The following is a 13,962-nucleotide window of genomic DNA, read 5'->3' on the forward strand; positions in this document are numbered from 1 at the left end:
TCCTATGCCTTAAGCCGTAGACCACTCCAACACCTGCCAATCGCCCCGCGGTTCGCCCTAGCGAGCGTTTCTCGGCGCGATTTGCGTCACTGCTTCCGTCCAGGAATAATGGCGAGGACCAACTTGCCCCCGTCGCTCGTCTTTTGTGTGAGCCTGCTATGCGAAATGCCCTCCTGACGCTTTGTCTTGCCGTTGCCGGCGCCGCCTACGCCGAAGCGGCGGAGCGCCCGAACTTTGTCTTCTTCCTGGTCGACGACCTCGGCTGGGCTGACGTAGGGTGCAACGGCAGCACGTTTCACGAAACGCCGAACATCGACAAGTTGGCCGGCAGCGGCATGCGTTTCACCAACGGGTACGCCGCTTGTCCCGTTTGCTCGCCGACGCGGGCCAGCATCATGACGGGTCGGCATCCGGTCCGGGTCGACATCACCGATTGGATCCCGGGGATGAAAGCGAAGGGGGCGAAGAATCACCGCTTCCAACATATCCACGATCGCGATGATCTGGCGCCGGAAGAAACGACGATCGCCGAGTCGCTGCGAGCCGACGGTTACTCCACCTTCTTCGCCGGCAAATGGCATTTGGGCGACCAAGGAAACTGGCCGACCGAGCAAGGGTTCGACATCAACATCGGCGGGCACGACCGAGGCTCCCCTCCCGGCGGCTACTATTCGCCCTGGAACAATCCGGTGCTAGAAGCGAAACATGACGGCGAGTATCTGACCGAACGGTTGACCGAAGAGTCGATTCACTTTTTGGAGACGCGCGACCAGGCGAAACCATTTTTGCTGTACCTGGCCTACTACAACGTTCACACGCCGATCCAGCCCTATCAAAAACGGGTCAAACACTACCAAGAAAAGGCGAAGCAGTTTGAGGGGGAAACGCCCGTTCAAAAAGAAGGGGGCGGAAAGTCGCGCATGCGACAAGACAACCCGCAGTACGCATCGATGGTCGCCGCAGTCGATGACAGCGTCGGAGCCATTTTGGCTGCGCTCGATCGTTTGAGTCTGACCGATAATACGGTCGTCATCTTCTTCTCCGATAACGGCGGGCTTTGCACGACCGGCGGCGCGGGACCGACCAGCAACTTGCCGCTCCGCTCTGGCAAAGGCTGGCTGTACGAAGGGGGGGTCCGCGAGCCGATGATCATTCGTGCCCCCGGCGTGACCAAGGCCGGTTCCGTTTGCGATACGCCGGTCGTCAGCATGGATTTCTTCCCCACCATCCGCTCGCTCGCCGGACTGCCGGCGCAGCCGAAATTGCACGTGGACGGGCAAAGCCTGGTTCCGCTGCTCGCAGGGAAGTCTCCCTCCGAGGACCGCACGTTCTATTGGCACTATCCGCACTATCACGGATCGAAATGGACGCCGGGAGCATCAATTCGCGACGGCGACTGGAAGCTGATCGAATTTTATGAAGATGACCGAGCCGAGTTGTACAACCTTCAACACGACCCCGGCGAGTTACAAGACTTGAGCCAATCGAACCCAGAAAAAGCGGCCGAGTTACGCCAGAAGCTTCAAACCTGGCAAACGAAAATGAACGCCAAAATGCCGCAGGAAGTCGACGGACAGCAATAAAGTTAGCTGGCTTACAAGCCGCTTGTTCGAGGTGAGCTAACCTAACGGAAATGTTATTCTGGGCGGAGCGATGTTCGGAATATTTCACGGTAAAAAGAGCAAACATCATGATCGCGCGACTTATCCTCCTGAGCGTCGTTTTCGTTTCGTCTTCCACAATGCTGCAAGCTGGCGACTGGCTCCATTGGCGCGGACCGCACGATTTGGGAATCGCCGAACCTGGGCAGAGCCCGCCGACCAAGTTTAGCGACAGTGAGAATGTGGTTTGGAAAACGTCGGTCCCAGGTCGCGGGCACTCGTCCCCGATTTTGGTGGGCGACAAAGTCGTGCTGACAACCGCCGACAAAGAAAAGCAAACGCAGTCGGTGCTCTGCTTTGATCGTAAGACCGGCAAGTCGCTCTGGACGACGGTCGTCAATACCGGCGGACTGCCGCCTGAGATTCACTCGAAAAACACTCACGCTTCACCGACCGTCGCGTGCGACGGCAAGCAGTTATTCGCACTATTCAATAACAACAACTCGGTGCAATTAGCGGCGTTGGATCTCAACGGCAAGCTCCTCTGGAAGAAACAGGGCCCCTTTACGCCGCAGCAGTTCAAATTTGGTTTTGGCCCTTCACCGCTTCTTTATGGCGATCTAGTGATCTTGGCCGCCGAGTACGAACAAGGCTATATCATCGCGCTCCGCAAGAAAAACGGCGCGATCGCTTGGAAAATTGATCGACCGCAAATTAGTTTTTCATCACCGATCGTCGCCAAACTCGCCGGTCGAGACCAGATGCTGATTAGCGGTCTCAGCAAGGTTTGCAGCTATGATCCGCAAAGCGGCAAGCTCCTTTGGTCGGTCGATGGGCCGGCGCTGGCGACATGCGGCACGTTGGTCTGGTTGGGCGATACGGTCTTCGCCAGCGGCGGCTATCCCGAGAAAGAAACCATCGCCGTCAAAGCGGATGGTTCAGGCAAGATCTTGTGGCGCCAACCGGTTAAGTGTTACGAGCAATCGCTGGTCGCCGCCGATGGCTTTGTCTACGCGGTCAGCGACGATGGGATCGCCTATTGCTGGAACGCCGTGACTGGGCAAGAGATGTGGAAACAGCGACTGGGAGGAGGTTCGGTCAGTTCTTCCCCCACGCTGGTCGGCGATTCGATCTATCTGTTCAACGAGCGCGGCAAATGCTTCGTCTTCAAGGCGAATCCGCAGAAGTTCGAGCTGGTCGCAGAAAATCAACTCGGCGACGAGGCGTTCGCTTCCCCCTCATTTTGCGAAGACCAAATGTTCATGCGGACCGCCGATTCCAGCAGCGGAACCCGGCTGGAGACGCTCTATTGCATCGGGCAATAGAGCGCGGCGACTTACGATTCTGGCTTCGTCGGATTATCGATCGGCTTCAAGCTGATGCCGCCAGAGGCGCGTAATTCCAACTCGTACGTCTTTCCTTCGAGCATCTGAATACTGGCCGCTTCTCCATGCGCGGCGCGGATCCCCTTTTCTTGGGCCGCTTTGGGATCGTTGGCCAGTTTCCAAAAGTCAGACCAGAGCTCATTTTCAAATTCGGTCGCTTCGGGATTTTGACCGTAGACCAGGGGACGATCACCGACCTTATCGATATCGGGAACTTCGTCCGCCGATTGCGAGTCTCCAAAGATCTTGCGGAAGAGAAAAATAGACGTGTTACGAAAGGGATCGTTTTCTTCGACGAATTTGTCCTCGAACTTGACCACCCAATAATCGATGTAAACCACGTCGCCTTTGACGACAAACTCGCGCGGCGCACCAATCGTCTCTCCCTGGCGATCGACTTCGACAAAACGAATCTTCGAAGTCTTCTTGCCGGTCTGCTCATCGACCGTTTGATCGACGACATAGAACTGGCCGATGCGGCGATCGACCTTTAACAGCTTCAGGCGAACCTCCAGCTTTTCGATCGCCTCTTTTTTCAGCAAGACTTCCGTTTCGAGCGCAACAACTTTGGTTTGCGCATCTTGCAAGGCCAGCTCTTTTTCGTGGTAGACGTTGTAGCCAAAGAAGGATGCGAAACCGAGCACGATTGCAACGAGCAATGCGAGAAGCGTTCGAATCGTCGTGTTGATTGTAGAGATCGTATCCATCATCTTCGCCATGAAGGCTTTCCCAGTTGCCGTGCGATTGCTGCGCCTACCGGAATTGTACACCACCACGCGGCGCTGCGAAGTGAAAAAGAAAACGGCCCGCTACGGGCCGTTCCACAATCGTCCAGCACCCTACAAACTCTGACGGTTATGCCGGATCTTGCGAGAAAATCTGGAAGCTGTAGGGAGCCAGCGCCACCGTGTCGGAGAAACCCTGGCCGTCATACGGAGCCGGTTCGGCCTGACTGTCTCCATCGGCATGGTTGCTGAAGTCGTCGCTATAGACTTTCGCGTCTGAATTCAAACGCAATCGCCAGACGCCCTCTCGCGGAAAGCCGATTCGATAGTCATGCAATTCTTGGTTCGCGAAGTTGGCGACCACCACGACGCTATCGCCGGGACCACCTTCGCTCCAGCGACGAAACGCGATCACTTTGTTGGCGTCGTCAAGATGAAAGACTTCGATGTTTTGGCCGGTCAACCCACGCGAACATCCTACGCGATTGAGCCGCAAGTGGATCAGATCGCGATAGAGTCGTTTGATGCCGCGAAACTCCGCCTCTAGTTCCCACTTCAGCGGTTTGTCGTCGCGGAACCAGCCATCCTGCAGGAACTCTTGGCCTTGAAACAGCATCGGGATGCCGGGCGCGGTGAACATCATCGCCGCGGCCAACGTCGAGCGCCGCTTTGCATACACGTCGTGCGGGTGCTGAGCACTTACTTCACTGACGACGCGCGCCTTGCCGTTGGCGACTTCATCATGCGATTCGCTATAAACAACTCGCTGAAAAGCGTCGCCGTTATAGCGATACAGCAGCGCGTCGCGCACGACTTCCATTGAGCGATCGGAGTCGTTCAAGATCGTCACGACGCTCCGAATGGGGTGAACGAATTTGGCGTCCCATTGCGAGAGAAAGCCGGCGCCTCCTTCCTCGGGAGACTTCGTTAACCATTCGTTGTTTTGCAGATCTTCCGCGATGAGGATGCGGCCTGGAAAACGCTTGCGGATGACGTCGTTCACCCACCGGGTCATCGACCATCCTTCCGGCAGTTCGGTTCCGCCGTCGACACTGCGGATGAAAAGCGTCATATCATAACGGAGTCCGTCGACATGAAAATCGTCCAGCCACATCAGCGCGTTGTCGTGGATGTATTGCCGGACTTCGCCGCGACCATAGTCGGGACGCGTGTCTCCCCACGGAGTCGTCGATTTCCAGTCGTTGTAGAAATAGATGCCCCCTTTCCCGTTTTCGCTCCAGCCGTCGAACTGCCAGATGCTCAAGTCGCTCGGCCCAAAGTGGTTGTAAACGACATCCAAGATGACGCCGATTCCCCGCCGATGGGCTTCCTTTACAAATCGTTTCAGGCCGTTCGGTCCTCCGTAGGCGCCTTCGACCGCAAAGATTTGCGCGGGGTTGTAACCCCATGAATAGTCGCCGGCAAACTCGGCCGCCGGCATCAATTCAATCGCGTTGATCCCCAGGTTTTTCAGATAGTCAAGTTTTTGGATCGCATCGGCGAAACCGCCGGGGCCGTTTTCGTCCTGACCATTGAACGTGCCGACGTGCATCTCGTAGATGACCAGCTCGTTGAAGGTCGGGAGTTGAAACGCGTCCTCTTCCCAGTCGAAGCTATGCGTGTCGTAGATCACGCCGTCGCCGACCGAGTTGGTCACTTCACGAGCGTACGGGTCAATCCGCGACAGTTCTTGCTCTCCATTGCGCAGGAAAAAGCGATAACGCTGCCCCGGCTCGGCGCCGGTGACGTCGGCGTACCAGAAACCATGCTCTTCGTGCGCCATCGGATTGGCGTCGGCGTTCCAATCGTTGAACTCGCCGACAACGGCGACAGAGTCGGCGTTCGGCGCCCAAACGCGAAACGCCGTTCCCTCTTCGTGTGGGATCGCTCCCATACCGAGCTGATGCTTCGTCTCGTCCAACTTCTGCTCAGTCGATGTCCCCATCGCATTCTCCACGAACCGTTCAAAGGAATTTTAAACGCCAATCCCCAGCAGCACTTCGGCAAATATCGCGTTCGTTAAACGACGGGTCGACGGAAGCCGCCCACCACCAGACTGATAATGAACATGATCACGAACACGACCGCCAGAAACTTGGCGATACCTGCCGCCATACCGGCGACACCGCCAAAACCCAACAAAGCGGCAATCAAAGCAATCACGAGAAATGTAATGGCCCAACCTAACATGACGTTCTCCTTGGAAATGATGGAAGCGTCCGCAATAAGTTGCGAACAATCCACCCAAGAGCATACGGCGTGCCAATTCGCGCAAGTCCATAAATAGCAACGTTTTCTGTACTAAATGCCGCGCAGATCTGATCGTGCGCCAGCCGGTCAGGCCGCAAGTCAGCCGCGCCGGGCGAGAAGGGGGGGTAACGTAAGGTAGAATGGATGGTTTGGACCGAATCCATTGGCGGCCCCGCAAAATCATGACAACCGAATCTGCTCCGACGACAGATCGCTCGGCGATCGTACGGCTGGATCACGTCGGTCGCGTCTTCACCATGGGCGAGGTGAAAGTCGAAGTGCTGCGCGACTTTTCGCTCGATATATATGAAGGCGAGTTCCTGGCGATCGTCGGCCCCAGCGGCAGCGGCAAATCGACGATTCTGAACCTGGTCGGCGGGCTCGATCAGCCAACCTCAGGAGAAGTCTTATTTCGCGGTGAAGATCTGACGTCCGCTTCCAATCGCCGACTGACCGCCTACCGCCGTGATCATGTCGGCTTCGTCTTCCAGTTTTATAATTTGGCGCCCAATCTGACCGCTCGTGAGAATGTGCTGACCGCAACCGAGATCGCCCGCGATCCGGCCGATGTCGACGAAGTCCTCGAAATGGTCGGTCTCACCGAGCGGGCCGATCACTTTCCGGCCCAGCTCTCCGGCGGCGAGCAACAGCGCGTCGCTATCGCTCGGGCCGTCGCAAAAAATCCCGATCTTTTATTATGCGACGAACCAACCGGTGCGCTCGACTACACGACCGGCATAAAAGCGCTGCGCTTGTTGGTGGACGTCAATCGCCGCTTGGGCGCGACGATCGTGCTGATTACGCATAACAGCGCGATCGCCGAAACGGCTGATCGGGTCGTTCACTTGCGCAGCGGACAGATTAGCGATCTCGTGATCAACCCACATCCGATCGCGCCAGAAGAGGTGACCTGGTGAGCATGCTCGACCGCAAACTGGCGCGGGACCTCGTGCAGTCGCGAGGTCTGCTCCTAGCGATCGTCAGCATCATGACGCTGGGGATCGGCCTGTTTGTCGGCATGCAGTCAACCTATCGCAGCTTGAGCGGCGCCAAACAGCGCTACTACGCAGATTGCCGCGTCGCCGACTTTTGGATCGACCTGAAAAAACTGCCGCTAGCCGAAGTCGAAGCGGTCCGCCAGATCGAAGGAATCCGCCAGCTGCAGCCGCGGATTCAATTTCCCGCGACGGTCGATCTCGATAACCGCGTCAAGCCGCTCAACGGCTTGGTCATCGCGATGCCCGAGCGCCGCCAACCGGTGCTGAATGATATCTTGATGGTTCGCGGCAGCTATTTTACCGGGCGACGTGACAACGAAGTCGTGATCAATGACAAGTTCGCCGCCGCCAATCGCATCTCGCCGGGCGACTGGATTCATCTGCTAATGAATGATCGGCGGCAACAGTTTTTTGTTGTCGGCACGGCGATCAGCGCCGAGTTCACGTATCTGCTAGGGCCAGGGGCGCTGACTCCAGACCCCGAAAATTTCGGCGTCTTCTACGTACCGCAGCGTTTTGCCGAAGAGGCCTATGACTTCTCCGGCGCCGCCAATCAGTTGGTCGGCGCGGTAGCGCCGGGGACCAACCTGGATCGCTTGCTCGATGACATCGAACGGCAACTCAGTTCGTATGGAGTCTTCTCTGCGACGCCGCTGAAAGATTACACGTCGAACTACTATATCTCGAACGAAATCTCGCAACTGAGCAACTTCGCCACGTTTCTACCCTCGGTTTTTCTCGCGGTCGCGGCGCTGGTGTTAAACGTGTTGATGACGCGACTGGCGCGGCAGCAGCGCACCATCGTCGGCGCCTTCAAAGCGATCGGTTACAGCGACTGGGCGTTATTCGCCCATTTTTTGAAGTATGGCGCGGCGGTCGGAATCGCCGGCGCAATCGGCGGATCGATCTTGGGAATATTACTCGCCCAAGGAATGACCTCTCAGTATCAGATGTTGTTTCAGTTTCCCGATCTGCACGCCGACTTCTTCCTGGCGACCCATTTGACCGGTCTAGCGGTCAGTTTAAGCTGTGCGATCCTTGGTTCGCTGTATGGCGCTCGATCGATGCTGATCTTGAAACCGGTCGAAGCCATGCGGAGCGAACCGCCCAAACATGCAGGCCGAATCTGGCTCGAGCGCCTTCCCTGGTTCTGGAACCGTCTGTCGTCTCCCTGGCGAGCTGCGCTGCGCGGCATGGTGCGCAATCGCGTTCGAACAGCCGTCGCGATCTTCGCGTCCATGACCGGCGCGTCGATCCTGGTCGCCGGCCTGATGATGTTCGAAGCGACCGACTACTTCATTCGCGTCCAGTTTGAGGAGATCGTTCGCAGCGATATTGATTTGTCCTTTAAAGACGTGGTCGATCGCTCTGCGATCACCGAACTGCAACGTCTGCCCGGCGCCGATCTGATTGAACCCACCTTTAGCGTCGCGTGCACTCTCGAAAATGGATCGCACAGTCGACGGAGCGCCGTGATGGGAATCACCCCGGGCGCGAACTTGACTTCGCCGCGCGACCAGCAGGGACGGCGGATCGTCGTGCCGGATGTTGGCCTGATGCTTGATCGGCAGTTGGCTGCGATTCTGGGAGTCGGTCGGGGAGATCTGTTAGTGCTACGACCCGTACAAGGAGATCAAACGCCGTTGACGGTTCCGGTCACGCAGCTTTGCGACGGCATGTTTGGCTTGAGCTGTTATGCCGACATTCGCTATTTGAACAAATTGCGTGGGGAAGAGTTCGCCGCCAGCGGCGCTCAATTGAAAATCAATCCGGCCCCTGGAGAGATCGATCAGCTCTATCGCGAATTGAAACGTATGCCGGCGATCGAATCGGTGAACGCTCGCATCGACATGATCGCCAACATGCGTCAGACGTTCGTCCAGGGGCAACTGGTGATGATCTTTTCTATTATCTTGTTCGCCGGCATCATTTTCTTTGGCAGCGTGCTCAACGCCACATTGATCAATCTGGCCGAACGAGAGCGCGAAGCGGCGACGCTGGGCGCCCTGGGCTATACGCGGTGGGAAATTGGGGCGATGTTCCTGCGCGAAAGCATGTTAGCGAACGTCATCGGCACGCTGCTGGGATTTCCGCTGGGGTACGAACTGGTGGTCTTGATGACCTACACGATCGATAAAGATCTGATCCGCTTTCCGGTCGTGACCGCTGCGTGGATTTATTGGGCGGGCAGCGTCGCGTCCATTTCGTTCGCGCTGGCCGCACATGCGGTCGTCCAGCGGCAGATCAACAAAATGAATCTAATCGAGGCTCTTCAAGTAAAGGAATAGCCATGAACAAAAACCGTTCCGGCAACAGCTGGATTAACAAGTGGACCATCTCGGCGGTCGTGATCCTGGCGATCCTCGGCGGCTGGTTGGCTCTCGGGCAATCGTCCGGCGTTCCGGTCGAAACGACTCGACCGCGACGCGGCCCGATCGCACAATACGTCGACGAACAAGGGAAAACCCGCTTGCCGCGCACCTATGAGATCACGATGCCGCTGGGAGGGCGGATCGAAGCAATCGCATTGGAGCCCGGCGATCCCGTGAAAAAGGGAGAAACCGTCGCACGCTTGGTGCCGAGCGATCTGCAAAACGAACTAGACCAGGCGAAAGCCGCCGTCGAACGGTTAACCGCGTCCATCGCCGAAAACGCCGACACCACAGTCGAGGATACCAGCAAAACCCAAGCGTCCCACTTCGTCGAATCAATGAAATCGACCGTCGAAGCGGCCAAAGCTCGCATGGTCGCTGGTAAGTCGCGCGTCGACTATGCGATCACTTTTCTGGGTCGCGTTCAGACGTTAATTCCTTCTGGCGCTAAAACCGAAGATGAGCTCGATCGAGCGCAATTACGTAAAGTCGAAGCCGACACCGACTATCAACAAGACGTCCTGATCTTTCAGGCGATGAAATCCATTGACGCCGCCACCTTGCTTCTGCCGACCTTGGTGCAACAGTATATCGATCGCAAAGATTTGACCATCGCCGTGCTGAAACAAGAAAAGCTGGAAGCCGAAGCGCGACTACGTCAGGCGAAAACCAATGTTGAACGCGGCACGATGATCAGCCCGATTGACGGCGTCGTGCTGGAACGATCGATCGTCAACGAACAGCAACTCGCCGCCGGCGCGCAATTGCTGACGATCGGCGATTTGCACGAACTGGAAGTCGAAGCCGATCTGCTGAGTCAGGATGCCGTTAATCTGCATCACGGCTCGCGAGCGCTGATTTACGGCGCAGCGGTCGGACGCGCGGCGGAGAACGGCTTAGAGGGAGTCGTCGCACGAATTCGACCGGCCGGATTTACCAAACGAAGCTCGCTGGGAGTCGATCAACAACGTGTCAAAGTGATCGTCCGTCTGCGCAGCGGCGAACTCGAGAAGATCGCCGTCGATCGGACGCTGGGCGTCGACTACCGCGTGCAAGTTCGCGCGATCGAAGCGGAGAAAGAGGACGCATTGACGATCCCCCGCGCCTGTCTGTTTCGCGCCGCCGACGGCAATTGGCAAGTGATGGCCGTTCGCGACGAGATCGCTCGATTGGTTCGCGTCGAAGTCGGATTGATCAATGATCGCTTCGCCGAGATCACGGCAAATCTGACGCCCGAGGATTTGGTCATCCTAGCGCCGGATTCAAGCTTGCATGACGGGGACGCCGTGCGTGCTATCGAGCAAAATTGACCGCCGCGGATGGATGGCAAGAAAAGAAAAACCCCCACAAACGGGGCAGTGTCTGTGAGGGTCCTCCCGGTCGCAAGCGACCAAGGATATCGAACGCCTATTCTCTCAGAATCGGCGTAACTGTCGAATCAAAGGTTGTTTTATAAAGTTTTCTGCATTTGAATTGCAAGCGGAAAATGGGCTCACCCAGAAGAAACTGTCGTCCTCCCCAGAGCGATAATTTTCAGAAAGGGCGGTCGACGCGTGCTCAACATTCTAAGAAGATACGCCGCGTCGACTCACTCTGTTCAGGCGTAAACGCCGTCTCCTTCGTCGATCAAAAAAGTTCCGGAAATTTCGCATGTCAATAACCGTAGAACCGGTCGTATCGCGTCGCCTCCAAAAACAGTTCACGCAACTCGCCTGGGACCTCTACAAGGGGGATCCCTATTGGGTGCCGCCGCTGCGACAAAACCAACGAGAATTGCTGAACTTCGATCCGGATCCGTTTTATGAAAAAAACGAAATCCAATGTTTTCTGGCATTCAAGGACGGCAAGCCGGTCGGCCGCGTCGCCGCGATCATCAACAACGGCCATATCGAGCGCTACAAAGAGCGCCGCGGCTTCTTTGGCTTCTTTGAGTCGATTAACGACCAGGAAGTCGCCAACGCGCTGTTCGACGCCGCTCGAGCTTGGTTGAAAGAACACGACATTCTGCTCGTCCGCGGTCCCACCAACCCATCGCTCAATCATGAATGCGGTCTACTGATCGACGGTTTCGATTCGATGCCGACCTTTATGATGTCCTATAACCCACCTTATTACGCTGATTTGATTGAGGGCTATGGTTTTCGCAAAGTCGAAGACTTGTATGCGTTTTGGGGTGATCTGGCCATGCTTGAATCGCTCGATCCGAAGCTGAAATTTGTCGTTGACGAAGCGAAACGCCGTTTTCAACCGGTACTGCGCCCCATCGACAAGAGCCGCTTTGCGGAAGAAGTCCGGATGTTCCTCGACATCTACAACAAGTCGTTGGTCGCGACCTGGGGATTTGTTCCGCTCTCGGACGCCGAAGTCGACCACATGGCGAAAGGGTTGAAACAATTGGTCGTTCCCGAATTGACCACCGTTTGCGAGATCGAAGGCAAACCGGTCGGCGCCGTGTTCGGATTGCTCGATTACAATCCCCGCATCAAAAAGATCGATGGGCGGCTTTTTCCGTTTGGATTCTTACGACTGCTTTGGAATCGCAAGAAGATCCACCGCGTGCGCCTGATGAGCACCAATATATTGCCGGAGTTCCAACGTTGGGGGATCGGGCTGGTGCTTTTGGAACGGCTTGTTCCGGATAGTCTAAAATTTGGGATTCAAGAAGCGGAGTTCTCTTGGGTGCTGGAAAGCAATCATCTTTCGCGCGCTACCCTTGAACGGGGCGGTGCGAGAAAGGTGAAGAGTTTTCGCATCTATGATTACGCTCCGACAGAACCTGCGGCCGCCGAAAAGAGCTAGCGCGACGACATTATTTCGCACGCTTGTCGCAAGATAGAAAAGAGGACGCATCTGCGTCCTCTTCGTCGTTTGCGATCTGTTGATTCTGCTACGGCCAGCGCGATCCTTGGACGATCAAAAGTTCCAATGCGTCATCTTTGATCCAACATCGGCATTTTCGTAAAGTGCTTGAAAATGCGGGATTTGCTGGAGTTTCTCCACTTTTTCGCCGCATGGCACGACCATTGCGATGGTAGTTCGTTCAAGTCGCAGCGTCACTACGCTGCTGAGGGAATGAACAAGCTACTAACTGTTCTCTAGAGGAGAAACAACGATGAAACGCTTTTGGATGACTAGCGGCCTTACTGCCGCACTGTTGATTAGCGCCCCGCTGTTGGCCGACGACACGACTCCGGCCACCGAGCCAGGCGGCGTGAACGTCAAAGTAGACGCCCAGCGCGATGCGAATCGTGATGCTACCAAAGCCACCGAGAAGAAAGTTTGCACCGGCGCCGATCTGATCGGCATGACGGTGAAGAACTCGGAAGGCGAAAACCTGGGTACGATCAATGACGCCGTCATCGATCTGAAATCGGGCAAAATTCGCTATGTCGCCGTCAGCTTCGGCGGTTTCGCCGGCATCGGCGACAAATTGTTCGCCGTTCCGTTTCAAGCGGTCGCGGCCCATAAGGGAGACAACCCTTATATCGAATTTGACGCCACCGAGAAGTCGCTGGAAAACGCCCAAGGCTTCGACGAAGCTCATTGGCCTGATTTCGGCGACGCCAAATGGGTCATGACCAATGATCGCGCCTACGACTATGAACGTGAAAATGACGTTCGTAAGGGTGAACTTGCCACGGACGACGCCAAATCGCCAGTCGACGTCTCGGCGATGCGTCTCAGCACGCTGGACGGCATTACCGTGAAGAATCAACAGGGCGAAACGATCGGTTCGATCGCGGACGCCGCGTTGAATGCGGATCGCGGTAAGGTCGAATACGTCGCCCTGTCGTTTGGCGGATTCGTTGGTATCGGCGACAAGCTGCTCGCCGTGCCGTTGGACGCGTTGAAATTCCACAAAGGCGAGAACGAGAACTACTTGGTGATGAACGTCACCGAAAAGGAACTCGAAAATCGTCAGGGATTTGACCAGTCGAACTGGCCGCACCATGCCGATTCGGCTTGGTCCGGTAAAGTGATGAAGAAGGATCGTAAGATCAACGTCGATGTCAACGTCGGCGGTCAGAAGTAACCGCGAGCCGTCGCGCTTTATGGAATGACGTCACCCTCAGCGGGGCCGGCGCATGTTTCGACATGTGTCGGCTTCGTGCTGTTGGGGGACCACTGTTCGGACCTGAGCGACCCGATTTTGGAAGCGGCGACAGCAGTGATATCACAGGACGCCCCACCGACTGTTTTGCACCCGCGATTTCCCTCCGATTCTGTCGCTTGAACCCTGTTGACAGGGCCGTTGGAGAGCGGCATAATTCGAGGTTCCTGCAGCAGATTTGGCCCTTTTAAGGGTTTTTGCTGCCGGAGCACATTAAAAACGGATGGCGTGGAGGGCGGTTGATTCATCGCCCAGTTGACGTATAATCCGTTGTTTCCGTCGCTTGTCGGCGGACTACCAGTGCGGGTGTAGCTCAGTTGGTAGAGCACAACGTTGCCAACGTTGTTGTCGAGGGTTCGAATCCCTTCACCCGCTCTTTTTTGATTTCGCTTGGCCAAACCCGATTTCGCTCGGCAGGTTAAGCCCAGGACTCTCAGTAGCCGCAGCGGAAGCGTTTCGATCGTCGCTTCTCTTGGATTGGAACCTTGTCCCGCGCTCGGCGGATCCGCAACTCTCGGCT

Annotated in this window: 10 protein-coding genes and 1 tRNA gene; 8 read left to right on the forward strand and 3 right to left on the reverse strand. The window is 56.3% G+C overall.

Annotation, left to right across the window (positions count from 1 at the left end):
* The first annotated feature begins 158 nt into the window (after window positions 1-158).
* Together DSM3645_RS26975 and DSM3645_RS26980 are read left to right on the forward strand one after the other, a co-directional pair.
* Window positions 159-1,583: a sulfatase gene (locus tag DSM3645_RS26975; protein WP_002655844.1), complete on the forward strand. Its 1,425-nt coding sequence runs from the start codon at window positions 159-161 to the stop codon at window positions 1,581-1,583.
* Window positions 1,584-1,690: 107 nt separating this feature from the next.
* Window positions 1,691-2,926, forward strand: coding sequence for an outer membrane protein assembly factor BamB family protein (locus DSM3645_RS26980; RefSeq protein ID WP_002655845.1), 1,236 nt, complete (start codon window positions 1,691-1,693; stop codon window positions 2,924-2,926).
* Window positions 2,927-2,937: 11 nt separating this feature from the next.
* On the opposite strand, the gene DSM3645_RS26985 is transcribed toward DSM3645_RS26980, so the two are convergent.
* The 3 genes from DSM3645_RS26985 to DSM3645_RS29785 form a co-directional block, all read right to left on the reverse strand.
* Complete coding sequence (locus DSM3645_RS26985) at window positions 2,938-3,705, reverse strand: hypothetical protein (protein WP_002655846.1); 768 nt, start codon at window positions 3,703-3,705, stop codon at window positions 2,938-2,940.
* Between the two features lie 136 nt (window positions 3,706-3,841).
* A complete protein-coding gene (locus tag DSM3645_RS26990) occupies window positions 3,842-5,656 on the reverse strand; it encodes an alpha-amylase family glycosyl hydrolase (RefSeq protein WP_002655847.1) in 1,815 nt (604 codons plus the stop codon).
* Window positions 5,657-5,730: 74 nt separating this feature from the next.
* A complete protein-coding gene (locus DSM3645_RS29785; protein WP_002655848.1) occupies window positions 5,731-5,901 on the reverse strand; it encodes a DUF1328 domain-containing protein in 171 nt (56 codons plus the stop codon).
* Between the two features lie 242 nt (window positions 5,902-6,143).
* Here DSM3645_RS29785 and DSM3645_RS27000 point away from each other — a divergent pair, with 242 nt between their 5' ends.
* The 6 genes from DSM3645_RS27000 to DSM3645_RS27025 all read left to right on the forward strand — a co-directional run bounded on the left by DSM3645_RS27000 (window position 6,144) and on the right by DSM3645_RS27025 (window position 13,817).
* The gene (locus DSM3645_RS27000; protein ID WP_002655849.1) at window positions 6,144-6,878 is read left to right on the forward strand and encodes an ABC transporter ATP-binding protein; all 735 of its coding nucleotides are present in this window, start codon (window positions 6,144-6,146) and stop codon (window positions 6,876-6,878) included.
* A 2-nt stretch (window positions 6,879-6,880) separates the two neighbouring features.
* Window positions 6,881-9,247 (forward strand): ABC transporter permease, encoded by a 2,367-nt coding sequence (locus tag DSM3645_RS27005; RefSeq protein WP_002655850.1) that lies wholly within the window; start codon window positions 6,881-6,883, stop codon window positions 9,245-9,247.
* 2 nt (window positions 9,248-9,249) lie between these two features.
* Window positions 9,250-10,641: an efflux RND transporter periplasmic adaptor subunit gene (locus DSM3645_RS27010; RefSeq protein WP_002655851.1), complete on the forward strand. Its 1,392-nt coding sequence runs from the start codon at window positions 9,250-9,252 to the stop codon at window positions 10,639-10,641.
* 340 nt (window positions 10,642-10,981) lie between these two features.
* Entirely contained in the window at window positions 10,982-12,130 is a 1,149-nt protein-coding gene (locus DSM3645_RS27015) for a GNAT family N-acetyltransferase (RefSeq protein WP_002655852.1), read from the forward strand.
* Window positions 12,131-12,443: 313 nt separating this feature from the next.
* Window positions 12,444-13,364 carry a PRC-barrel domain-containing protein gene (locus tag DSM3645_RS27020; protein WP_002655854.1) on the forward strand — a complete coding sequence of 307 codons (921 nt, stop codon included), beginning with the start codon at window positions 12,444-12,446 and terminating at the stop codon, window positions 13,362-13,364.
* Window positions 13,365-13,744: 380 nt separating this feature from the next.
* Window positions 13,745-13,817, forward strand: a tRNA-Gly gene (locus DSM3645_RS27025).
* Window positions 13,818-13,962 lie beyond the last annotated feature (145 nt).

This window comes from Blastopirellula marina DSM 3645 (assembly GCF_000153105.1).
Taxonomy (GTDB): Bacteria; Planctomycetota; Planctomycetia; order Pirellulales; family Pirellulaceae; genus Blastopirellula; species Blastopirellula marina.